This is a genomic window from Rhizobium sp. WSM409, assembly GCF_057653825.1.
This window is the reverse complement of the sequence record NZ_CM172794.1, coordinates 3,297,990-3,320,517: the sequence shown is the minus strand read 5'-3', so window position 1 is coordinate 3,320,517 and position 22,528 is coordinate 3,297,990. Positions and strand designations below refer to the sequence as shown.

The 22,528-nt window shown below is 61.7% G+C and carries 27 protein-coding genes and 1 pseudogene; 13 read left to right on the top strand and 15 right to left on the bottom strand.

Translation table 11 applies throughout. The annotated features are described in order from the left end of the window. Positions 1–82: 82 nt before the first annotated feature. From preA to AC25BC_RS16590, 4 genes are all read right to left on the bottom strand, one after another. Positions 83–1,396, bottom strand: coding sequence for an NAD-dependent dihydropyrimidine dehydrogenase subunit PreA (preA, locus tag AC25BC_RS16605; RefSeq protein ID WP_012758659.1), 1,314 nt, complete (start codon positions 1,394–1,396; stop codon positions 83–85). Positions 1,397–1,411: 15 nt separating this feature from the next. After that, entirely contained in the window at positions 1,412–2,773 is a 1,362-nt protein-coding gene (locus tag AC25BC_RS16600; RefSeq protein WP_128438248.1) for an NAD(P)-dependent oxidoreductase, read from the bottom strand. Positions 2,774–3,181: 408 nt separating this feature from the next. After that, complete coding sequence (locus tag AC25BC_RS16595) at positions 3,182–4,177, bottom strand: sensor histidine kinase (RefSeq protein ID WP_017994949.1); 996 nt, start codon at positions 4,175–4,177, stop codon at positions 3,182–3,184. Positions 4,178–4,370: 193 nt separating this feature from the next. Beyond that, positions 4,371–5,165, bottom strand: a complete 795-nt coding sequence (locus tag AC25BC_RS16590) for a response regulator (RefSeq protein ID WP_003542253.1) — start codon at positions 5,163–5,165, stop codon at positions 4,371–4,373. 256 nt (positions 5,166–5,421) lie between these two features. On the opposite strand from AC25BC_RS16590, the gene AC25BC_RS16585 reads away from it, so the two are divergent. Next, positions 5,422–5,628, top strand: coding sequence for a NepR family anti-sigma factor (locus AC25BC_RS16585; protein WP_003542250.1), 207 nt, complete (start codon positions 5,422–5,424; stop codon positions 5,626–5,628). Between the two features lie 9 nt (positions 5,629–5,637). Further along, the gene (locus tag AC25BC_RS16580; protein WP_003542247.1) at positions 5,638–6,195 is read left to right on the top strand and encodes an RNA polymerase sigma factor; all 558 of its coding nucleotides are present in this window, start codon (positions 5,638–5,640) and stop codon (positions 6,193–6,195) included. 256 nt (positions 6,196–6,451) lie between these two features. Here AC25BC_RS16580 and AC25BC_RS16575 read toward each other — a convergent pair whose 3' ends face one another. The 7 genes from AC25BC_RS16575 to hemP form a co-directional block, all read right to left on the bottom strand. Continuing rightward, a complete protein-coding gene (locus AC25BC_RS16575; RefSeq protein ID WP_012758655.1) occupies positions 6,452–6,853 on the bottom strand; it encodes a hypothetical protein in 402 nt (133 codons plus the stop codon). Positions 6,854–6,862: 9 nt separating this feature from the next. After that, positions 6,863–7,207 carry a DUF883 family protein gene (locus AC25BC_RS16570; protein ID WP_012758654.1) on the bottom strand — a complete coding sequence of 115 codons (345 nt, stop codon included), beginning with the start codon at positions 7,205–7,207 and terminating at the stop codon, positions 6,863–6,865. 147 nt (positions 7,208–7,354) lie between these two features. Further along, positions 7,355–8,149 carry a heme ABC transporter ATP-binding protein gene (locus AC25BC_RS16565; protein WP_012758653.1) on the bottom strand — a complete coding sequence of 265 codons (795 nt, stop codon included), beginning with the start codon at positions 8,147–8,149 and terminating at the stop codon, positions 7,355–7,357. Positions 8,150–8,185: 36 nt separating this feature from the next. Beyond that, positions 8,186–9,298 carry a FecCD family ABC transporter permease gene (locus AC25BC_RS16560; RefSeq protein ID WP_012758652.1) on the bottom strand — a complete coding sequence of 371 codons (1,113 nt, stop codon included), beginning with the start codon at positions 9,296–9,298 and terminating at the stop codon, positions 8,186–8,188. A gap of 2 nt (positions 9,299–9,300) precedes the next feature. Next, positions 9,301–10,230: a heme/hemin ABC transporter substrate-binding protein gene (locus AC25BC_RS16555; protein WP_012758651.1), complete on the bottom strand. Its 930-nt coding sequence runs from the start codon at positions 10,228–10,230 to the stop codon at positions 9,301–9,303. An 11-nt stretch (positions 10,231–10,241) separates the two neighbouring features. Next, positions 10,242–11,291, bottom strand: a complete 1,050-nt coding sequence (locus AC25BC_RS16550; RefSeq protein WP_012758650.1) for a hemin-degrading factor — start codon at positions 11,289–11,291, stop codon at positions 10,242–10,244. A gap of 8 nt (positions 11,292–11,299) precedes the next feature. Continuing rightward, positions 11,300–11,482: a hemin uptake protein HemP gene (gene hemP / locus AC25BC_RS16545; RefSeq protein WP_012758649.1), complete on the bottom strand. Its 183-nt coding sequence runs from the start codon at positions 11,480–11,482 to the stop codon at positions 11,300–11,302. A 176-nt stretch (positions 11,483–11,658) separates the two neighbouring features. Between hemP and AC25BC_RS16540 the strand changes: the two genes are divergently transcribed. The 5 genes from AC25BC_RS16540 to hmuQ all read left to right on the top strand — a co-directional run bounded on the left by AC25BC_RS16540 (position 11,659) and on the right by hmuQ (position 14,705). Then, positions 11,659–12,081, top strand: a complete 423-nt coding sequence (locus AC25BC_RS16540) for a hypothetical protein (RefSeq protein ID WP_012758648.1) — start codon at positions 11,659–11,661, stop codon at positions 12,079–12,081. A 157-nt stretch (positions 12,082–12,238) separates the two neighbouring features. After that, positions 12,239–13,594 (top strand): energy transducer TonB family protein, encoded by a 1,356-nt coding sequence (locus tag AC25BC_RS16535; protein ID WP_012758647.1) that lies wholly within the window; start codon positions 12,239–12,241, stop codon positions 13,592–13,594. A gap of 110 nt (positions 13,595–13,704) precedes the next feature. Continuing rightward, on the top strand, positions 13,705–14,112 hold the full coding sequence (locus AC25BC_RS16530) for a DUF2325 domain-containing protein (RefSeq protein WP_012758646.1): 408 nt from the start codon (positions 13,705–13,707) through the stop codon (positions 14,110–14,112). Further along, positions 14,109–14,381, top strand: a complete 273-nt coding sequence (locus AC25BC_RS16525; protein ID WP_003542206.1) for a hypothetical protein — start codon at positions 14,109–14,111, stop codon at positions 14,379–14,381. Before AC25BC_RS16530 ends, AC25BC_RS16525 begins: the two co-directional genes overlap by 4 nt. Before the next feature lie 9 nt (positions 14,382–14,390). Beyond that, complete coding sequence (gene hmuQ / locus AC25BC_RS16520) at positions 14,391–14,705, top strand: heme-degrading protein HmuQ (protein ID WP_012758645.1); 315 nt, start codon at positions 14,391–14,393, stop codon at positions 14,703–14,705. A gap of 338 nt (positions 14,706–15,043) precedes the next feature. On the opposite strand, the gene AC25BC_RS16515 is transcribed toward hmuQ, so the two are convergent. Both AC25BC_RS16515 and AC25BC_RS16510 read right to left on the bottom strand, forming a co-directional pair. Continuing rightward, positions 15,044–15,415 carry a DUF423 domain-containing protein gene (locus AC25BC_RS16515; protein WP_012758644.1) on the bottom strand — a complete coding sequence of 124 codons (372 nt, stop codon included), beginning with the start codon at positions 15,413–15,415 and terminating at the stop codon, positions 15,044–15,046. Beyond that, entirely contained in the window at positions 15,412–15,822 is a 411-nt protein-coding gene (locus AC25BC_RS16510; protein WP_011653148.1) for a group II truncated hemoglobin, read from the bottom strand. Before AC25BC_RS16510 ends, AC25BC_RS16515 begins: the two co-directional genes overlap by 4 nt. A gap of 168 nt (positions 15,823–15,990) precedes the next feature. On the opposite strand from AC25BC_RS16510, the gene AC25BC_RS16505 reads away from it, so the two are divergent. The 6 genes and pseudogenes from AC25BC_RS16505 (at position 15,991) to AC25BC_RS16480 (ending at position 20,892) form a co-directional block, all read left to right on the top strand. Then, the gene (locus AC25BC_RS16505; RefSeq protein WP_012758642.1) at positions 15,991–16,554 is read left to right on the top strand and encodes a TetR/AcrR family transcriptional regulator; all 564 of its coding nucleotides are present in this window, start codon (positions 15,991–15,993) and stop codon (positions 16,552–16,554) included. A gap of 18 nt (positions 16,555–16,572) precedes the next feature. Then, on the top strand, positions 16,573–16,914 hold the full coding sequence (locus tag AC25BC_RS16500) for an SMR family transporter (protein ID WP_003542195.1): 342 nt from the start codon (positions 16,573–16,575) through the stop codon (positions 16,912–16,914). A gap of 191 nt (positions 16,915–17,105) precedes the next feature. Next, on the top strand, positions 17,106–17,891 hold the full coding sequence (locus AC25BC_RS16495) for a ThuA domain-containing protein (protein ID WP_012758641.1): 786 nt from the start codon (positions 17,106–17,108) through the stop codon (positions 17,889–17,891). A gap of 9 nt (positions 17,892–17,900) precedes the next feature. Next, entirely contained in the window at positions 17,901–18,944 is a 1,044-nt protein-coding gene (locus tag AC25BC_RS16490) for a Gfo/Idh/MocA family protein (RefSeq protein WP_003542190.1), read from the top strand. 100 nt (positions 18,945–19,044) lie between these two features. Next, positions 19,045–20,579: pseudogene (locus AC25BC_RS16485) on the top strand (winged helix-turn-helix domain-containing protein). A gap of 100 nt (positions 20,580–20,679) precedes the next feature. Next, complete coding sequence (locus tag AC25BC_RS16480; protein WP_012758640.1) at positions 20,680–20,892, top strand: hypothetical protein; 213 nt, start codon at positions 20,680–20,682, stop codon at positions 20,890–20,892. On the opposite strand, the gene AC25BC_RS16475 is transcribed toward AC25BC_RS16480, so the two are convergent. Both AC25BC_RS16475 and AC25BC_RS16470 read right to left on the bottom strand, forming a co-directional pair. Then, positions 20,893–21,288, bottom strand: a complete 396-nt coding sequence (locus tag AC25BC_RS16475) for a DUF1236 domain-containing protein (protein WP_012758639.1) — start codon at positions 21,286–21,288, stop codon at positions 20,893–20,895. A 130-nt stretch (positions 21,289–21,418) separates the two neighbouring features. Further along, positions 21,419–22,528: an ABC transporter permease gene (locus AC25BC_RS16470; protein WP_003542186.1), complete on the bottom strand. Its 1,110-nt coding sequence runs from the start codon at positions 22,526–22,528 to the stop codon at positions 21,419–21,421.

Here is a 22,528-nt window from a genome sequence, read left to right as displayed (position 1 = left end):
AACAGCAAACGGCGTCCTTCCGCGAAGGGCGCCGTTTTCACAGGTCACGACATGCCGCGTATTTCCGCGGCGTTGCAGATCCTTACTCCGCCGCCTGCCGGGCCATCGGGTTGTTCGGGTGCGTGGTCCAGTTGGCATAGTTCGGATCGACCACGCGGCCGGTGCGCTTGTCGAGGGCGCCGGCGGGAAGCTGCTCCATGGTGATGCAGTTCTCGACCGGGCAGACGCTGACGCAGAGATTGCAGCCGACGCACTCCTCGTCCACCACCTCGAAATGGCGAGCGCCATCGACGAAGTTGGTGATCGCCTGGTGCGAGGTATCCTCGCAGGCGATGTAGCAGCGGCCGCATTTGATGCAGGCGTCCTGGTCGATCTTCGCCTTGGCGATGTAGTTGAGGTTGAGATATTGCCAGTCGGTGACGTTGGGCACGGCGCGGCCGGTAATGTCGTCGAGGCTGCGGTGGCCCTTTTCGTCCATCCAGTCGGAGAGGCCAGTGATCATCTCCTGGACGATCTTGAAGCCGTAGGTCATCGCCGCCGTGCAGACCTGGACGTTGCCGGAGCCGAGCACGAGGAATTCGGCCGCGTCGCGCCAGGTGGTGATGCCGCCGATGCCCGAGATCGGCAGGCCGTAGGTTTCCGGATCGCGGGCGATCTCGGCCACCATGTTGAGCGCGATCGGCTTTACCGCCGGGCCGCAATAACCGCCATGGCTGCCCTTGCCGCCGACCGTCGGGTTGGGGGCGAAGTTGTCGAGATCGACGGAGACGATCGAATTGATCGTGTTGATCAGCGAGACGGCATCGGTGCCGCCGGCCTTGGCGGCGCGGGCGGGGCGGCGGATATCGCTAATGTTGGGCGTCAGCTTGGTGATGACGGGCATGCGGGTGTACTGCTTGCACCAGCGCACGACCATCTCGATATACTCAGGTACCTGGCCGACCGCCGAGCCCATGCCGCGCTCCGACATGCCGTGCGGACAGCCGAAATTGAGCTCGATACCGTCGGCGCCGGTCTCTTCGACCAAGGGCAGGATCGCCTTCCAGGCCTCTTCCTCGCAGGGTACCATGATCGAGGCGATCAGCGCCCGGTCCGGCCAGTTCATCTTCACCTGCTTCATCTCTCGCAGGTTGGTGTAGAGGTCGCGGTCGGTGATGAGCTCGATGTTGTTCAGACCGAGCAGGCGGCGGTCGGCGCCCCAGATCGCACCGTAGCGCGGGCCGTTGACGTTGACGACGGGTGGGCCTTCCTCGCCGAGTGTCTTCCAGACCACGCCGCCCCAGCCGGCCTTGAAGGCGCGCTCGACATTGTAGGCCTTGTCGGTCGGCGGCGCAGACGCCAGCCAGAACGGGTTGGGGGACTTGATGCCGACGAAATTATTGCGGAGATCAGCCATTGTTCATTCTCCCCTTCAAGCGACCGCGACAGCCGGAGCGGCTGCTGCGGTGAGGGCACGATGGATGGATTCAGCCGCATCGCGGCCATGGGCGACGGCGGAAACCGTGAGATCGTCGCCGCCGAAGACGCAGTCGCCGCCGGCCCAGACGCCGTCGAGCGAGGTATGGCCTTCGCCATCGACAGCGATGCGGCCGGATTCCATGCGCAGCGAACCGAGACCAGAAGCGTCAAAGCTCTGACCGATCGCCTTGAAAATCTGGTCGGCGGCAATCACACCGGTTTCGCCGGTGCCGACCAGGCGGCCTTCGACAATCCTTGTATATTCCACCTCGATAGCGGCGACTTTGCCGTCCTGCCACAGGATCGATTTCGGCGCCAGCCAGTGGCGGATGATGACGCCCTTGGAGCTTGCCAGATCCTGCTCGAATTCCGACGCGTTCATGTGTTCCTTGCCACGGCGGTAACAGATCGTCACCTCCTCGGCGCCGAGCAGCTTTGCCTGCACGGCAGCGTCGATCGCCGTCATGCCGCCGCCAAGGACGACGACGCGGCGGCCGATGGCGATGTCGCTCTTGTCTTCGGCCTGGCGGAGGGCGGCGATGAAATCGACGGCGTCGTCGACGCCTGCAAGGTTCTCGCCCTCGATGCGTAGCGCGTTGACGCCGGCAAGGCCGATACCGAGGAAGACGCCGTCATATTGCGCCTGCAGATCGGAAAGCGAGAAGTCGCGGCCGAGACGCTCACCGTGCCGGACCTCGATGCCGCCGATCGCGAGGACGTAGTCGACTTCCTTCTGGGCGAAATCGTCGACCGTCTTGTAGGTGGCGATGCCGTATTCGTTGAGGCCACCGGACTTTTCCCTGGCATCATAGATGACGACGGAATAACCGTTTACGGCCAGTCGATGGGCAGCGGCAAGGCCGGCCGGGCCGGCGCCGACAACGGCGATCGTCTTTCCGGTCGGTTCGGCTCTGGCATAGAACTGCCGGCCGGCCTGCATGGCGGCATCGGTCGCATAACGCTGCAGGCGGCCGATCTCGACCGGCCGCTCTTCAGCCGTGTTGCGCACACAGGCCTGTTCGCAGAGTTCTTCGGTGGGACAGACGCGGGCGCACATGCCGCCAAGGATGTTCTGGTCGAAGATCGTCTTTGCCGAGCCGATCGGATTGCCGGTCGAAATCTGGCGGATGAACAGCGGAATGTCGATCGAGGTGGGACAGGCCGTCATGCATGGCGCGTCGTAACAGAAATAACAGCGGTCAGCGGCGACCAGCGCCTCATGATTGTCGAGGCGCGGATGAAGATCGGAAAAATTAGCCTCATACTCGGTGGGCGAAAGCCGGCCGGCATGAATCCCCGTTTCCAGTCGTTCCATTGAAGTTCCCTCATTATTGGTAAACGGCCTGTGAGGGAAAGCGTAACTCAGGTTTAAAAATTTATCAAACGGTAAAATTTTGACGATTTTGTCTTGCTGTCTCGCAAGTAATCCACTGTTTTTGCTGGAAGAAATTAATCGCTCTATATCAGTGAAACGGCTGAGCGCGCGATGAAGGAAGGGCATCCGAAAAAAGATTCAAAAAAGTCGAATTTTTTTCGGATGGCAGGGAACCAAAGTTTGATGTCGTCGTTATTGCGATATCCGGATGGTGATCGCATCGACCCAACATGCGCGCCCCCAACCCACTATCCGGACGTACTCACGGTCCCCTCCCGGTGAGTGAAGACAGCCGGTGCGCCGCCCTCGCACCGGCTGTTTTTCCGTTTTTGGCTGTCTCCAAGGCTTTCACACTCGCTTGAAGATCTCGAATTCAGTTTCCGGAATGGTCAGACGATATTCGATGCGGCCGGGAACGAGGTTCAACTCCGCCTTGCCGTTGACCGAAGAAGGCACGACACGCTCCAGCACGGTGCGGCCGAAGCTGTTGTCGCTGAATTCGTGGACTTCCGACTGATCATGCAGCACTTCCGCCCAGGCGACTTCGATCGCTTTCCTGTCGTTGATCATGGCTTCGCGGCAATTCAGCGTGATGGACGCGGCGCCGCCTGATATCGCGCCAAAGGAGGCGGAGTTGACGATGAGTTCGTGGAGGGCGAGCCCGAGATGCACGGCGGCATTCGGCGTCAGATGAGCGTTGATCCCGTAGATCGGCATGGAGCCGGCCGTCTCCGGCCAATAGGGGGCAAACTGCTTTTCGGCGAGTTCGAAGAGATAGGCGCCACGCCAGCTCGAATCCGTGATCAGGTCCTGCGAGTTGGAAAGCGATTGCAGCCGTCCGCGGAACTTGAGGAGGAAGCTGTCGAGAGAGAGCGTGTTGCGCGCCGTCTGCGTGGCAATGCCCTGGATGATGGCGAGGAGGTTCTTCGAGCGGTGTGAGAGTTCGCGCAGCAGCGACTTCAGAACTTTTTCGCGATGCCGGCTTTCGGTGACTTCAGCCATGACGGACAAAAGTCCATATGCGCCGCGTTCGCCGGTGCGCTGGATCTTCAGTTCATAAGTGCGCCTTTCGCCGTCAACGTCGATCTCGACTTCGGCATTGTTGGGGATGCCGGTTTCCAGCACCTTGTGTTTCAGCGCTGTCAGATATCGCCCATGGGCGTCGCCGAAAAGGGCGGCGTCGCTGCTGCCGGGCGTAAAGAGTGCTGCAAAATGCGGCGGCAGATTTTCGGCGTAGAAAATCGACAGTCGGGCGTCCTGGCAGAGGATCGAAATCCCGGCGCTGCCGAGCGCGCGTTCCATCATTGCGGCTTTGCCTTCGAAGGTAAAAGGCATGCCGGACAATGGTTCAGTCGTATTCACTCGGCCGCCTTTCCTTGTGACATCTTGAACGTCGCTGAAGGGAGCGCCCTTACAGACACCGCCTGCCAACTCTAGAACAAAGCGCTGCAAAAAACCGTTAAAGCCACCGGAGCGTCCCGGTAGCACCGGAACGCCTGCTTTGGCGATTTGGTTCCGAAGGCCGGAAAATTGCGTCTCAGGCGGCTACTCTGGTCGATTCATTGAAGAAAAGAGCCTGGCTGATCAGTGCCTTGACCATGTCGGGATTGAACGGCTTGGTGACCAGGAAAGTCGGTTCCGGGCGCTCGCCGGTCAGAAGCCGTTCCGGGAAAGCGGTGATGAAGATCACCGGCACGCTCGACGTCTTGAGGATGTCGTTGACTGCGTCGATACCGGAGCTGCCATCGGCAAGCTGGATGTCGGCCAGCACCATGCTCGGCTTGGTCTTGTTGTAAAGCGCCACGGCCTCGGCATGCGTACGGGCAATGCCGGTGACGCGATGGCCGAGGCTCTCGACCATCTGCTCGATATCCATGGCGATCAGCGGTTCGTCTTCGATGATCATGATATCGGTTGCGACCTGACGGGAAATCTCCTGCGACGCGACGTCGAGCAGATGCATGACATCCTGTTCCTCGGTCTCCAGAATTTCGGCGATTTCGGCGACGCGGAAATTTTCCACGGAGGCGAGCAGGAAGGCCTGACGGGCGCGCGGCGAAACCTTGGAAAGGTTCAGCGTGGCGCGTTGCTCCCAGGCATAGGGCGAGGTCGGCTCTGGAATCTGGACTGCGGTGGAACCAAACAGTTGCGTGAACAGTTTGTAGAGTGCGACCCGGTCATTCGCCGTATCCGGAAAAATCGACAGATCGGCGATGATGGCTTCGAGAACGGCGGCGACATAAGCGTCGCCCGAAGTCTGAGTGCCGGTAAGGGCGCGGGAATAGCGGCGCAGATAAGGAAGGTGCGGCGCAATCCGAGTAGAAAGTGTCATTAATGGGCTCCTGCATACAGCCGGCATTGGCTTCAATGAGCGGTTAACGCCGCCTTGATAAAAAAGTTCCGGAAGGGGAGGAACTTTTTTCGTCGCGCCGCATTATTCCAGCCGACGAAGAAAGGGCGTAGCGTTTTGACCCATGCAACGGCAAATGCCAGCGACATCGACAATGGAACGTTCGATGTCGATGGTTGAAATCGTGTTTGATCCCATCCACGCCCCTAGAACAGACAACCGGCGAGAAGACGAATTGATGACTACACGCAAGAAAGAAGCAGCCGATCAGCGAAAGCTGGAGCTGCGGGCAAGCGACATCCTGGACCCGAACAACCAGATCGGCGTCAGGCTGCGGTCGCTCTATTCGGCCGCACAGGATGAGGCGATTCCCGATCGTTTTCTCGACCTTCTCGAAAAGCTCGACCATGCTGAAATGATGGCTTCTGCCAAGATGGCCGAATAGGATCGCCGCATGGAAGACAAATCGCAACCCAGCTTCAAGCGGGAACTGCTGGCGGCACTCCCAAGCCTTCGCGCCTTCGCGATCTCGCTCATCGGGCGGCACGACCGTGCCGACGATCTCGTCCAGGACACCATCATGAAAGCCTGGGCCAAGCAGGATCATTTCGAGATGGGCACCAATATGAAGGCCTGGCTCTTTACGATCCTGCGCAACGAACTCTACAGCCAGATGCGCAAGAGCGGCCGCGAAGTGCAGGACAGCGACGGGCTGTTTACCGAATCGATGGCGATGCACCCCTCGCAATATGGTGCGCTCGATCTGCAGGACTTCAAGAAGGCGCTCGACCAGCTGCCGCCGGATCAACGCGAGGCAATCATCCTCGTCGGCGCCTCGGGTTTTTCCTACGAGGAGGCGGCCGAAATCTGCGGCTGCGCCGTGGGCACCATCAAGAGCCGCGTCAACCGGGCCCGCCAGCGGCTGCAGGAGTTGCTGCAGATCTCAGGCGAGGCTGATTTTGGCCCCGACGCCACCTCGGCGCCGCTGACGTCGAAGGCTTTCGCGTTCTGACAAGAGTCATATTTGGGAGGAAAGCCGGTTGCCCTTCGGGGCGCCGGCTTTTTTGCGTTTTTCGGTTATGCCATTGATATAATTGTGTGTATTCGCCCCTCATCCGGCTGCCGCCACCTTCTCCCCGCGAGCGGGCGAAGGAACATGTCGCACCCTCACCGTTCCCACCTCGCTCTCGCAGGGCACGTCCCCTCTCCCCGTTTTTACGGGGAGAGAGTTAGGGTGAGGGGCAGCCGCTTGCTGCGCGTCTCCTCAATCAATCCTCGCGCTTTGACCCTACCAGATTGGCCGCGACGATTGCCGCCAGAACACCGGCGGTCAGGAGCGGCTGGGCGCGGATAAGACCGAGCCCCACCGTTGCCAGCGATTCGAGCGACGCACGGCGTTCACGGGCGCGGCGTGCTTCCCGGGCGTTGATGATCGACATCGCCACCAAGGCGATGATGGCGATCAGCAGCGCGCAGGCGGCCAGGAAGAGAGCAGCGCCGACCGGGCCGTAGATGCCGGCGAGCCAGATAGCGCCGGCGGTGACGGCCAGCGCGTAGGCTGTGAGGAGGAAGAGCACGGCAAGCGCAATGAAGATGCCATTGCGCTTGGCGCGCGCAACGGTCCGGTGCACGCTTGCGCCCGTCAGCAGGCTGAGGATCGGTAAGAGCATCGCGCTTCCTCAGCGCCGGGCGAGGAAGGCGATGGCAAGGCCGAAAGCGGCCGCAGCGCCGATGGTTGCCAGCGGATGCTTGCGCACGGTCTCGCGCATTTCCGTCGTTCCACGCTCATAGCCGTGCTGCAATTCGCGCAGCAGATCCTCGCTGCGGCCGAGCAGTTCCTCATAGCCGGCACCAGCCTGGCTGCGGATTTTTTCGCCCTGATGGCGTGAACTCTTGCCGACGAGGCGCGTCAGTTCGGCGAGTTCGCCGCGCAGCGCCTCGATCTGCTCCTCGATGCCGGATTCCAAATTGTGGAAGGTGCCGTTGCGGCGGCTGCGGCCGGACTGGAAGATAGAATAGCTCATGGCTGTCTCCATTGGCTGGGGCGCGCACAAGCCCGCCTGTTTCGCACGAGGGTCACCACCGTCCGTTGCATGAATGATATCGCCCGGCATTGACCCAGATCATGCCGGAAACGTGCCGGGCGATCAAAAGTTCCGCTCGCGCGGTGCTCAGGGGCGGGAAACGGCGCTATGGGCGAGTACGAAGGGCGTGCCATCTGATGGTACCTGGTTGATCCGCAGCGCGCAGCCGAACACCGAGAGCATCGTTTCGTTCGTCAGCACTTCGCCTATGCTGCCGGCAGCGGCGAGACGGCCGGATTTCATCAGCACGATGCGGTCGGCAAAGAGCGCCGTCAGGTTGAGATCGTGCATGACAGCGATGACACCGCCGCCGCGTTCGCAGAAATTGCGGGCGAGCGTCATGATGGTCAGCTGGTGGCTGATGTCGAGGCTCGAGACCGGCTCGTCGAGCAGCAGCCAGCAGGGCTTGCCGTCGACGATGGGCTCGGCGATCTGGCAGAGCACGCGGGCAAGCTGCACGCGCTGCTGCTCGCCGCCGGAGAGTTCCTGATAGAAACGGCCTTCGAAGCCGGTCAAGTCAACGGAGGCAAGCGCTGCCGTCGCCGTCTGCTCGGCCTTGTCGGGATGCAGGTTGAGGCCTGACGTCAGGCCCATGCGGACGATCTCGCGCACGGTGAAGGGAAAGGAGATGGTGCTTGCCTGCGGCAGTACCCCACGAATGGCGGCAAGCTGCCAGGGTTTCAGCGCCTGTACTTCGTCGTCGCCGATGCGCACCGAGCCGCCATAGGCAAGTTCGCCGGAGATGGCTTTCATCGTCGTCGTCTTGCCGGAGCCGTTCGGCCCGGCAATCGCCGTCAGTTCGCCGGCCTTTGCCGCAAAAGTCACGTCGCTGATGATGGTTTTGCCGGAAAGGCGCACGGAGACGCCGGAAACTTCGATCATCTCAATGTCACTCACGGGGGTCACTCACGACATCACTCACAGGGCAAGGCGCGAACGCTGCCTCAGCAGGATCCACAGGAAGAACGGCCCGCCGACCGCCGCCGTGATGATGCCGATCGGCAGCTCGGCCGGGGCGACCAGGGTGCGCGCCAAGACATCTGCGAAGATCAGCAGGGAGCCGCCGAGAAGAGCTGCGGCCGGCAGCAGGAAACGATGGTCGGGGCCGATCGCCATGCGCAGGATATGCGGCACGACGATCCCGACGAAACCGATGCCGCCGCTGACGGCGACGGACGCGCCGGTCGCCGCAGCGACACCGACGATCGCGACATTCTTCAGCCGCTGCACCGGCACGCCCATATGAAAGGCGGCCGCCTCACCGAGCGTGATGGCATTGAGGCCGCGGGCCATGAAGGGCAGGGCGGTAAAGGACAACAGGATGATCGGGCTGGCGGCGGCGATCTTCGTCCACGTGGCGCCGGCAAGCGAGCCCATGCTCCAGAAGGTCAGGTCGCGCAGCTGCTGGTCGTTGGCCATGTAGATCAGCAGTCCCGTGATGGCGAGGGCGAGCGCGCCGAGCGCGATGCCGGCAAGCAGCATCGTCGCCACCGAGGTCTGTCCGTGACGGGTGGCGATCCTGTAGAGCAGCAGCGTCGTGACGAGGCCGCCGCCGAAAGCGGCTGTCGGCAGAGCGTAGATGCCGAGAAGCGCCTCGACCGGCGCTGCGAGACCGCCACCGAGGACGATCATGGCAACCGCGCCAAAACTTGCGCCGGAGGAGACGCCGACGAGGCCGGGATCGGCCAGCGGATTGCGGAACAGGCCTTGCATCACCGTGCCGGAAACGGCCAGCGAAGCGCCGATCAGGAAACCGAGGATCGCCCTTGGCAGGCGGATATCGAAGATGATGATCCGGTCACGCGTGCTGAGCGCCGTCTCGGAACCGGCCATGTTGCTGATGACGTCGAGGATCGAGGCATCCGAGGCGCCTGTCGTCACCGAAAACAGCATCGAGAAGACCGAGCCGACGACGAGCAACGCGATCGCCAGCAAGGCGAGCCGCGTCCTGTCGCCCGCCTGCCTGATGTCGCGGATGTCCGCCATCGGGAATCGTCGCCTTTGTTCCATCATGGCTTGCGGCAGGGCCATGATCAGCCCCCGTAGATCGCCGTGTTGAGCTCACGCGCGGCGGCCGCGGTGCGCGGGCCGAAGCCGAGCAGGTAGACGCCATCCATTCGGATGATCGCTTTTTTCTCACCTGCCGGCGTCAGTGCGATCGCCGGCTGAGCCAGCAGGTCCTCGTTCTTGGTGCCGGCGCCATCGCCGCGATTCATCATCAGGATGATGTCGGGCTTGGCTTCGATGATCGCCTCGTCCGTCAGCGGCTTGTAGCCCGGGAATGCGCCGACGGCATTGATGGCGCCGGCGAGCTTGACGATGCCATCGGCGGCCGTGCCGGTGCCCGATGCCATAATCCGGCCGTTCTGGGCGCTGAGGATGAAGAGAACGCGCTTGCGCTCGGCCTCCGGGCGCTTTTCGGCATCGGCGATCGCCGCGTCGAGATCGGCCGCGACCTTTTCTTCAAGCGCCTTCGCCTTGTCGGGCACGCCCAGCAGCGTGCCGACACGGTCGATCTTGGCGATGATGCCGTCGCGGGTAAAGGCGCTCGGCACGGACTCGAAGGGCACGCTGGCATTTTTCAGCACGGAGAGCGCCTCCTGCGGGCCCGAACCTTCGACGGCGATGATCGCCGTCGGGTTCATGGCGAGGATGCCTTCCGGCGAGAGCGCGCGCATGTAACCGACATTGGGCAGCTTCAGCGCCGCCTCCGGATAGATGCTCGTCGTGTCGCGGGCGATCAGCCGGTTTTCTTCGCCGAGCGCATAGACGATCTCGGTGATGTCGCCACCGACAGAAACCAGGCGCGACGTGTCGAGCTTCTTTTCTTCGGCGTGGGCGGCGCGAACGAAGGCAAAGCCGTCGACCGCCCGCGCCGTCGGGATCAGCGGCAGCGCCATGACGGCCGCCGTCAGGGCCAGTTCCCAAGGGCGGATCCGGCGCAGATTGTTACGCGTCGTCATCGTTGCGATCCTTATGCGGCCACGCTTGCTGCCCGCGGCAGGTTTTCGATGATCTCGCGCCACTCCGCGCGTTCGTCGGAACCTTCCTGCCGCTTGCCGAAGAACTGGATGATCATCTCGCCTTCGGCATTGTAAGCTTCCAGCGAGGTGACGTGGCCGTCGGTGGTCGGCTTGCGCACGGCCCAGGTCTCGGCGATGTGATCCTGGCGCAGATGCAGGTGGAAGGTCGGATCCATGATATTGATCCACGGTCCCATCGGCTGCACGTTGAAGATCGGGCCGGAATGGATCTGGACGATGCCGTCATTGGCGACGAAGCACATGATCGGCAGGCCGGATTTCACCGAGGCATGCATCATCTCTGCCGTCGCGCTGTTGTCGAGCTTCCAGGCATAGTCGTCGCCGACGGTGCGCACGGCCGCCTGGCGGCCGATCTTCAGGCGCTTCAGCATGCCGAAGAACTGATGCGTATCGGTGAGCTTGCTCCAGTTGTCGCGCAACTCGTCACGGCTGACGTCGGTGGTCTCATCGGCGGCGTTCGAGGTTTCAGCTTCCACAAATTCCTGCGACTGGTCTTCCAGCTTCAGCTCGGCGACGATCGCGTGATAGGCCTCGATATTCGAGCTCGGGCGCAGGTGCACCTTGTGCACGGCGTTGCCGGCCTTGTCGAAATATTGCAGGCTGAGGCGCTCCTGATCGCCATCCTTCTTGGATACAGCGAAACCATGCTCCCAGCGGCTCGGGAAGATGCGCAGGTCGATATTCTCGCCGAGAACGATCGCGGCCTGCGCGCCGCTCTTGATGTTTTCGTAGACGCCGATCTTCTCGTGCACGGCACTTTCGTTGCGCGACAGCGCCATCACTTCGCCGAGGCCGGCCACGCGTTCGAGAAGCCTCAGCGCACTGCCATCGATGCGGGTCACGCTGATGCCGGTTTCGGCGGCGACGAGGGCTGCCTCGGAAATCTTCAGCTGGGCGGCGATATCGCGCTCGCGCATCTTCGGATTGTCGGCGCGAAACGCGCGGATTTCGGCTGGCGCCGGTCTTGTCTGTTCGGTCATATCCTACCCTACTTATTGAGAATGAGCTTGCCCTGACGGGTGATCTTCAGGCGATAGACCAAGCCGTCGTGTCTAATCATGATCTCGTTCGTGCCGCGGAAAAGATCCGCGCTTTCGACGATCCGGTGCTGCGCCGCAGGCTCGCTCTGCAGCGGCACGTGCTTAAAGTTATCTGGCTTTTCAACCATCATTTCGGTTGGCAATTCCATGAGGCCGGTGATCAGGGTCCCCGGTTGTGATGACAATTATCTTGACTTTCTTACTCATAGTTTTTTAAAGACGCAATAGGAGACTATTGTAGTCAAGTTTTTGAGATTGCTGATATGAGGCCGCCTGGCGGCGGTTCGCGACAATGGCGGAGAAGATGATGACGGTTAGGTTTGCGGCTGTTGCAGCCGGCATGGTGATGGCGGTTTCAAGCGTATGCCAGGCGCAGGATGCGGCAACCGCCAAGCTGGATGTCGAACTCAACGCTCTGGCGCCATCGCAAAAGGGCTGCATGATGACTTTCGTCGCCGAGAACAATCTCCAGACCCCGATCAACAAGATCTCCTTCGAGCTCGCCTTTTTCAACGACAAGAATGCCGTCGACCGCATCACCGTGCTCGACTTCCGCGATCTGCCGCAGGGCAAGAAGCGCGTGCGCCAATTCGATATGCCGAATGTGAAGTGCGAGACGGTCACCCGCATCATCATCAACGACACGCCGGTCTGTGACGGCCCGGCGGCGGGCGAATGCATGAAGGGTCTCGTCACCCGCTCGCAGATTTCCGTTCCCTTCGAGGGCTAGAGCGGTTCAGCTTTTCACGAAAGCGCAGAACCGCTCTAACCTTTTGTTTTTACGCAGTTCCGGACGGAAAACCGCTTCGCACTTTTCCTGGAATTGCTTTGAGAATACGCCGGGAATGAATCCCGGCGGGCATGGTCAGACTGTCCGAGGCATACAAATGGCAATTTCAGCGAAGACCAGATCGAGACAGGTGCTCATCGGGGAGCCGGACGCTGACGGCGGTCTGAACGACAACAACATGCATCCCGGCCACGAGCTTTCCGACCTGCGCAATGTGCAGCGGCAGCCGGCTGGCGAGGCGGTGGTCCATTATGCGCGTTTCGCGCAGATACCCTCCTTTCCCGATCATCCGGAGGCCGAACCGACAGCCTCTGTTCCTGCGCCGCCGATGGATGCAGCGGTAGAAAAGCAGGGAGACGAGAAGGCACCGGTGCGGAGACGGGTGGCGCTGACGTACATCTGCTCGCTGATCTTTCACGCGACACTGGCGGCTGTGCTGCTGATTGCTTTCCCCAAAGCGCCGGAGGAGGCAATCGAAGAAGCCGGTCAGGCGATGAGCGTCGTCATGTATGGCGATTCCGATATCGACCAGGCTGCTGCTGGCGAGACCGAAACGACCATCCAGCAGGAAATCATTCCCGAAGAAGTGCAGCCTGACACGATCCAGCCGACGCAAACGGCGGAAGTTCAACCGGAAACCGTGCAGCCGACCGAAGTTTCGCCCTTCGAAGCGCAGGATCCTATTCAGCAGGCGCCGGCACCGGAAGTGACGCGCGTTTCGCCCGAAACGGCCGCGGCCGTCGAGCCGGAGATTCTGGTGTCCGAGGTGCCGGCGGAGGAGTCCGTCGCGCAGCCAATGTCGACGGTTGTTCCCGAACAGCAGCAGGTGCCGCTCGACGCAGTGCCGCCATCCGAGGTACAGCCGACTGCGGTCCAGCCGAGCGAGGTGCAGCCTGCGGAAACCCCGGCGGAAGTCGCGGAGGAGACTCCACAGGGGGTGAAGCCCATAGAAACGGCAGAAATCCAGCCGAAACCGGAACAGCCGCCCGAGGTTGTAACGCCGACGCCAAAGCCGAAAGTGGCACAGGAGAAGCCCAAGCCGGTCGAGAAGAAGCGTCCGCCGCAGAAGGCCGCTGGCGACAAGGGGGAGGGGCAGCAGACTTCAACGCGTGGCGTTGCCGAAGGCAATTCATCGGCGCAATCCGACAACAGTTCGCAGGCCGCCAACGGCAATAACGGGGTGGGGACGGCCGCGACCGCAAACTATAAAGGCAAGGTCCGTAGCCGTATTCGGCGTGCGATCAGGAAGCCCCGAGGTGTCGAAGGCAGCGTTGTTGTCACCTTCTCAGTCAACGGCGGCGGCGGCCTGACCTCCGCTCGTGTCTCGCGTGGGTCCGGCGTTCCGGAGATCGATCAGCTTGCTCTCGATGCGGTGCGTCGTGCGGCACCCTTCAGCCCCCCGCCCGGTGGGCAGGCGATGACCATGTCAGCGCCTATCGAGATCGTGCCATGATAATATGATAAAAATAATCAACTTTATACTTTACTCTAAAAATCAAGTTTAATAAGGTCCACCCGCACACGCAGGAATCGTGTGACGATCAACGAGCGAACGGGTGGCATATGGCTCGCAAGGGCAAGAAGGGTTCGAACCGGGATGTCCGCGATAGCGTGGGCGAGGACGCTGGTCAGGCATCCCTCGGACGGTCCAAACTGGATGGCCGCAGTTTCCTCTATGTCGGTGGCCGTGACTGCCAGGTGGCGCATCTTCGCCAGATCTGCAGCAATTTCGGCGCTGAGCTCATCCACCATGATGGCGGTCTGCGCGAAGCGGTTTCCCGCATTGATACTCTGCTTCCCTCGGTCGACTGCGTCTTCTGCCCCATCGACTGTATCAGCCACGATGCCTGCCTGCGTGTGAAGACCGGCTGCAAGAAGTTCAGCAAGACCTTCATCCCGCTTCGCAACGGCAGCAAGTCCAGCCTGGAGCGTGCGCTGCAGACGATGAACGAACGAGACAATTCCCGATGAACGACCAGCGCCCCGACGGCTTCACCATGATCGGCCTGCATAAGCTCGCCGCGCAGACAGGCGAGGGCCTCGTGCCCGAACTCTACGAACTTTTCCAGCAGCATGCCGAACGCCAGCAGATCTACCAGAATGTGACGCTGTTCCCGACCTGGGAAGCGCGCATGCCCGGGGAAGCGACAACAAGACCGCTTGGCCCAGCAGCGGCAAACGGCGATAATGTTCTCGCCTTTCCCTTGCGTTCTGCAAGGGCGGGCAAGAGGAAGGCGTAGGGAGATTCCATGTATATCGCAATCAACCGCTTCAAGGTTGCAACCCGGAGCGAAGGCGATTTCGAGACGGTCTGGCGCAACCGCGATTCCAGCCTGCCCGAGGTGCCCGGTTTCGTCGAATTCCGCCTGTTGCGCGGCAAGGTCAACGACGAGGAAGGCTATACGCTCTATTCCTCGCACACGGTCTGGAAGAGCGAAGCTGATTTTCAGAACTGGACGAAGTCCGAGAGCTTTCGCGCGGCGCACCGCAATGCCGGCGATCACAAGGCGATCTACAAGGGGCCGCCGGTCTTCGAGGGCTTCAATGTGGTCGATGGGATTTGAGTTCTGTTGATGCGTTTTTCGCCCTCCTGTTTGGTGTGAAGGACAGGTGAGGCTTGCTCCCTCTTCTCCCCAGCGGGGAGAAGGTGGCCCGAAGGGCCGGATGAGGGGGCCACACGGCACAACATTCATGTTGCCCTTCACTCGCGGTCCGTGCATTCGCGGCTTTGCCGCTCACTCCCTCATCGCCTGCCGGCACCGACCGGGGTCGAGCCACGGGTCTCGACCCGTCCTTCGGACCCCCGCTGGGGAGAAGAGATGCGTGGTAACGTCTTCGCCCTCCTTCTCCGTCGAGTGAGAAGATCGGAGCTGTTCGTTGAGCAACGCTCCGAACCGTCGTCTCAAGTCCTGACGCGGAAGACAGCGCCTGCCGCAACGGCCAGCCAGCCAAGCATCATCGCCCAGCCGCCGGTCGGCGCGGCATAGGGGAAGAGGCCGGAGCCGGAAAAGCGCAGGGTGACGAGATCGCCCGCAAAAAGCAGCGTTCCGACAATCATCAGCAAACCGGCCAGCCAGGCGGTTCTGAGCCTGACGTTGCCGAGAGCCAATGCCAGCAGGGCAGGGGCGTGGGCAAGGCACATGGCAGATGCGGATGCCGCAAGATTGGCCTCGCCGCCGCCATGGGCAGCAAGGGCGGCAAGCGCCACGCCGGCTACGCCAAACAGGCCGGCAAAGAGATAGAGCACCGGCTCCAGACGCGCGTTCAAGCTCATGGTTGTTCCTTGTCGTCAGGGGCCTTGTTCTGCATGTGATAGGCGAGCCGTTCGACCGGTGCCCAGATGAGATCGCGCAGCTCCTGGCTCGATATCGTCTCGTCCAGGGCGCGGCGAAAACAGAGCAGCCACTCGTTGCGCTCGACAGGGCCGATCTCGGCGACGAAATGGCGGCTGCGCAGACGCGGATGGCCGCGCTTGTCGGTATAGAGCGGCGGGCCGCCGAGATAACCGGTCATATATTCGTAGAATTTCTCTTCGCTGCCCTCAAGGCTCGGCGGGTGCACGGCCCGCACGTTGCTCGCCTCCGGCAGCCTGTCCATCAGTTCGTAGAAGCGGTGCGTCAGTGCCCGCACGACAGGATCGCCGCCGATCGCCTGATATAAGGTGGTGACCTTCTCCGTCACGAAACCATCCCCATTGCCTCAACCATTCCCCGGCCTCTTCATGCACCGGTCGGAAAATGATCGCAACTGTCATCAAGTTGCCGCGGCATTTCGCGCATAATGCCGGCACGGCAGGGGTTGCGGCCGATTCTCCTTGACAAAACCGTCCGGACGGTATCTTTTATCTGCATGTCGAACGCTCATCATCGCAAGAAACAGCCCGTGCTCGTGCGCCAGCAGTTGCTGGAGGTCGCCGCGCGCCTTGCTGCCAGCGACGGCATGGCCGCCGTCACGCTCGATGCGGTTTCCGCTGCGTCCAGCGTCAGCAAGGGCGGGCTGCTGCATCACTTCCCGACGAAGAATGCGCTGCTCGATGCGCTGTTCGAGAGCCTGCTCGAAAAGTTCGACGCCGATATAGAGGAACTGATGCGCGGCGATCCGCTGCCGCAGGGGCGCTTCACCCGCGCTTATCTGAGGGCGGTATCCGGTCTCAAGGAGCGTCCCGACGATTCCAGGAGTTGGACGCAGGTGACGATCGCGCTTCTTGCCGAACCCCGGCTGCGTCTTCGTTGGCGCCAATGGGTGCAGGCGCGGGCGGAGGAATATATCGGCACAGACTCCTCCCTCGACGCGCAAGTCGTGCGTTTCGCCGCCGACGGTCTTTGGTTCGCAGATACGTTGGAAAGCCATGATATCAACGGCGTTGTGAGGCGGGATCTTATCGATCGCCTTGTCGAACTGACCGGCAAGTAATTCGAAAAGGAATTCGCCATGAGCCAGGCCGCCGTCTACGGGCTGCTGTTTGCAGCCATCGTGCTCGAGGTCATCGGCACGACCGCACTGCAGCTGTCGCAGCAGTTTACCCGCATCGGGCCGACGGCACTCGTCGTCGCCTGTTATGCGGCCGCCTTCTATTGCCTGTCGCTGACTCTGAAAAGCATCCCGGTCGGTATCGCCTATGCGATTTGGAGCGCTTTGGGAATCGTGCTGATTTCCTCGGTCGGCCTGGTGTTCTTCAAGCAGCGCCTCGACCTGCCGGCGATCGTCGGCCTTGGGCTGATCATATCGGGCGTTATGGTCGTCAATCTGTTCTCGAAGTCCGTTTCGCATTGATATTGCTGTGATATTGGCAGGCGGCTTCTCCGCCTTCGGCCGATAAATTTTCCCCTTTGTCAAAATACTGACAAAGGTCTATGTGTTCCTTGGACGTGGAGGAGACGAGGCGCAGCCAGCGCCGTTTTCCAAAGCGCTTTGAATCCTGCCTTCCCGCCTATCGATATTTCCAGGTTCTACAGGAGCACATCATGGCCATTCGCACCGTCGTCTGGGGAGAGAATATTCACGAGACTACCAATGAGATCGTCCGGGGGATCTATCCCGAGGGCATGCACACGACGATCGCCAATGCGCTGAACACCGATCCAAGTATCTCGGCGACGACAGCGACGCTGCAGGAGCCGGAGCACGGCCTCAGCGAAGCACGTCTTACTGAGACCGACGTCTTGACCTGGTGGGGCCACAAGGATCACGGCGCGGTCTCCGATGTGGTTGTCGAGCGTGTCGCCAAGCGCGTCTGGGAAGGCATGGGCCTGCTTGTGCTGCATTCCGGCCATTTCTCCAAGATCTTCAAGCGGCTGATGGGCACGCCCTGCGCGCTGAAGTGGCGCGAGGCGGGTGAGCGCGAGCGACTGTGGACGATCAACCAGCGCCATCCGATCGCCGCCGGTATCGGCGAGCATTTCGAGCTTGAGAACGAGGAAATGTATGGCGAGCAGTTCTCTGTGCCGGAACCGCTCGAAACGGTGTTCATCTCCTGGTTCCAGGGCGGCGAAGTGTTCCGCTCAGGCCTGACCTGGCGCCGCGGCGCCGGCAACATCTTCTATTTCCGCCCCGGCCACGAGACCTATCCGACCTATCATGACGTCAATGTCCAGAAGGTGCTGATCAACGGCGTGAAGTGGGCCTATAATCCCGAGGGTGCATTGAAGAGCATTACCGATGCTCCAAATGTGCCGGTAGAAAAAGCACTGGAGCCGATCGTCGAACGCGGCCCAAGACTGCACCAGGCCGGCGAAGCCGGTTACCGCTGAGGAGCATCCATGCGACTACTCGTTCTTGGCACGGGGGTGATGGCGAAAAACCAGCTCGCCCGCTTCCCCCTCATCGACGGCGTGACGGTGGTCGGCGCCGTCGACACCGATCCCGAGCGGCTTTCGGCCTTTGCCGACAAGTTCAACATCGAAAAGCGATTTCTTTCGCTGGAGGAGGCGATCGCCTGGGGTGAATTCGATGCGGCGACAAATGTCACGCCCGACCGCATCCATCACCCGACGACGATGGCGCTGATTGCTGCGGGCAAGCATGTGTTCTGCGAAAAGCCGCTGGCGGAGAACTATGCGAAGGCGCTGGAGATGACGGAGGCGGCCGAAAAGGCCGGCGTCATCAACATGGTCAACCTCACCTATCGCAACGTCGCGCCGCTGCAGCGCGCCCGCGAGATGGTGCTCGCCGGCGAGCTCGGCACGATCAGACACGTGGAAGCCTCCTATCTCCAGAGCTGGCTGGTGTCGCGCGCCTGGGGTGACTGGCGCACGGAATCGACCTGGCTGTGGCGGCTTTCCACCGGCCACGGTTCGAACGGCGTGCTTGGCGACGTCGGCATCCATATTCTCGATTTCGCCGCCTATGGCGCGGCGACCGACATCGATCACGTCTTTGCCCGGTTGAAGACGTTCAACAAGGCGCCGGGCGGCCAGATCGGCGAATATCTGCTCGATGCCAATGACAGCTTCACCATGTCCGTCGATTTTGCCAACGGTGCGCTCGGCGTCATCCATGCCAGCCGCTGGGCGACAGGGCATCTGAACGAGTTGAAGCTGCGCATTTATGGCGAGAGGGGCAGCCTTGAGGTCATCCATCGTCCCAGCGGTTCCGAGCTGCATGGCTGCCTCGGCGAGGATGTCGAAACCGCCACCTGGACGAAGATCGAGGTTGAACCGGTGGCGACCAACTACCAGCGTTTTGCCGAGGCCGTGGCAAGCGGCATCCAGCCGGACCCGAACTTCCGCCACGCCGCCAACCTGCAGAAGGTGCTCGACCTCGCGATGGTGACCGAACGCGAGCGCCGCGAGCTGAAGGTCTGATCCTGCGTCACTGACAAGCCGCCGTTCCGACGGCGGCTTTTGCAACGCATCAGCGCGTCATCGGCTTTCAGTTTGCGAGAGTTTCACGCTATGCTTCTGCATGGGCAGCTCGAGGCTCTCCTTCGGTCCGTTCGTTTACGATCCCGTGACAGGAAGCCTGTGGCGGGAAGGGAAGTCCGTTGCGACGGGACCACGGCCGGCGGCTCTGCTCGGCATGCTGCTGGAGGCTGAGGGCCGCGTCGTCACCAAGGCGGACCTGATGGATCGGGCCTGGCAGGGGCTTGCCGTGGAGGAAGGCAACCTCACGGTTCAGATTGCAACGCTCAGGAAGATTCTCGGTGCAAGGCCCGATGGCACGGAGTGGATCGTCACGGTTCCCAGGGTTGGTTATCGCCTGCCGCGCCAGGAGGATGGCGGGATGGCGCCTGCGGCGTCGCGCCCGCCTTCCGTCGCGGTTCTTCCCTTCGTCAATCTCGGCGGTGACGCCGACCAGGATTATTTGCCGATGGCGTGGTGACGGAGATCATCACCGCCCTTGCGCGTTTCCGCTCCTTTTCCGTTGTCTCGCGCCATTCCGCCTTCGTCTACAAGGGACGCAGCATCGATGTGCGACAAGTGGCTGGGGAACTCGGAGTGCGCTACGTGCTCGAAGGCAGCATCCGGCGGGAGGGCGGGCAGGTGCGTATCAATGTGCAACTAGTCGACGGTGTGACGGCGACCAATCTCTGGGCCGATCATTTTGAAGACGGCATAAGCCACATCTTCGCCTTCCAGGACCGTATCACTGAACGCGTCGCCTCGATCGTCGAGCCGGCGATCGAGATCGCCGAGATCCAGAGGTCACGACGCGACAGGCCGAACAGTCCTGCTGTCTACGATCTCTATCTGCGTGCCCTTGCCGCGATCATCGACGAGTCGATCGAAAACAATGCCGTCGCCTATGCCTTGCTGCAGGAGGCTCTCGCCATGGAGCCGGAAAATGCGATGCTGCTTTCGCATGCCGCCTGGGCGCTCGAACATCGCATGACCATGGGTTGGCCGCGGCTCGGGAAGGACGACAAGGCGGAATGCATCAGTCTTGCCCGTCGCGGGCTTCAGCATTCGGCAGGTGATCCCCGCGTAATGGCCCATTGCGGCATGGCATTGCTGCAGACTGGCAAGGATTATGAAGGCGGCATGGCTGTGCTGGAGGCCGCCGCTGCCGCCAATCCCAACGATCTTCTGGTCGCGGCCTGCTCCGGCATTGCGGCCTTGCACTGCGGCGATATCGAACATGCGCTCGAGCGCCTGCATCGCGCCGTGAAATTGGGACCCCGCGATCCGGATGCACGTTTCTCGCTGACCGGCATCGCCATGGCCGAAATCTTCCGCGGCAATTACGAGGCTGCAATTTCACACGCGTCACGTTCGCTGGCACTGAACGCCCATTTCGACCCGACCTACTGGATGCTGATCGCCGCACACGCGCATCTCGGCAATATGGAGCAGGCGCGCCAGTTCCTGCATGCGCTCGAGGCGATTGCACCTGATGTGACACTGGAAGGCATTCTGGCGGGTCAGCCGGCAAAGGATCCACAGCGTTTTGCGCCGGTTCTGGAAGGGCTGGCGCGCGCCGGGATGCGTCCGCGGCCATAGGCTTTTTGCAAGTTTTTGCAGCTTTTAACCGGAGCTTTAAGGACCCAGCCTCGTCGCTTCGGCCACGCTGATACCATCAATCAGGATGGAGGATCGGCTCATGCTTTCCAGCATGCATATTCTATCGCTCAAACAGGGCAAGCTTTACGGCGACCGAATTCCGATAGAGGCGCTGCCGCAGGGGGTCAAGCTGCCACAGCCCCTTGTCGTTCTGTTCTCGCTGATCGGCAGGTGGCGCGAGCGCACGAAAAAAGGCCCCGCCGAAGCGGGGCCGGAAGTTGCCGAGCCGCAACAGGCGGCTTCGGTTGCCTGATTATTCTATGACCTGCACCACACGGTGGGTGCGGGGTTCGACAATCACGCGTTGATTGTTGATGACCGTATAGGCATATTTCGGATTGTCAGGCACCGGTGTTACGACGACGTCTGCCGGAAGCGGCTTGCCGACGACGATCGGTTCCTCGACCACCACGGAGGCGGTCGGGGCCGGCTGCTGCTGGACATAGGTGACGACCTCGCGCGGCGGCGGATCCACAACGGCACCGGCGACACCGCCGGCCACGCCGCCAATGGCAGCACCCACGGGGCCGCCGACGATTGCGCCGGTGATGGCGCCACCGGCTGCACCGGTCACGGCTCCATCAGCGAGCGCATTGGTTGCAAGTGACGACAGCGCAAGGGCGCTGGAGACAAGTAGGACCTTGTACATTTTGCTTCTCCTCTGCTGGGGTTGCGTTTGGGTAACGACCACGCCAATCCGAGGTTCCAGCAGGAGAGAGTCACGCTTTGGAAGGCCGGTTCACATTATGTGAGGCGGCTGAAGCCTGAGTCGGGAGGCATTATTCCAGCCGCCGGCGGAAGAGCCAGGCGGCGGCGCTGAGCGTAACAGTGGCGATCAGCGCCAGCGGGATCGTCTGGTTCACCACCTCGCTCAGCGGAATATCCTTCAGGAAGACGCCTTTGACGATCACCAGGAAATAGCGCAGCGGATTGATCAGGGTCACCGGCTGCAACCATCCCGGCATGTTCTCGATCGGCGTCGCAAAGCCTGAGAGCAGCATGGCCGGAACCATGAAAAGGAAGGCGCCGAGGATCGCCTGCTGTTGCGTCATCGACAGCGCCGAGATGAAGAGGCCAAGGCCGGCGACCGAGCCGAGATAGAAGATCGCGCTGCCGTAAAGCAGGAAGAGCGAGCCGCGCAGCGGCACCTCGAAGAGGAAGACGGCGGCCAGGATATAGACGGTGATGTGGAAGAGGCCGATCATCATCGGTGGGATCAGTTTGCCGATCAGGATCTCGTGGATGCGCAGCGGCGAGACCATCAACTGGTCGAAGGTGCCGAGTTCGCGCTCGCGGGCGATCGACAGCGCCGTGACGATGAGACCGATCAGCAGCGCGATGCTGGCGATCAGGTTCGGCACCATGAACCATTGATAGGTCAGGTTCGGGTTGAACCAGTTGCGCGGCACTGTCGAGACGATGTCGGCGCCGGCACGTTTGCCGGCCGGCGTCTCGGCGGCAAGCGCCGCCCCGATCTGCGAGAGATAGCCCGCGACGATCTGCGAGGCGTTGGAGCGGCGGCCGTCGAGCACCACCTGCAGGTCGGCCGGCGCTCCCGCCTCAATATTGCGGGAAAAGTCCGGGCCGATCTCAACGGCCGCAATGGCCGTCTGGTTGTCGATCGCCACCCGGACCTCCGCCTGGCTTCCTGCAATCTCGATTTTCCGGAAGGTTGGCGAGCCATCGATGCGCTCGATCAGTTCCTGGCCCCAGTGACCGTTGTCGCGGTTGAGGATCATCACGTCGACATTGCGGACTTCGAGCGTCGCCGCATAGGAGAAGACGAGAAGCTGGACGATCGGCGGGCCGATCAGGATGGCGCGGCCCTTGGGATCACGCAGGACGGCGAGCAGTTCCTTGACGATCAGGGCGTAGAGCCTTGTCCACAT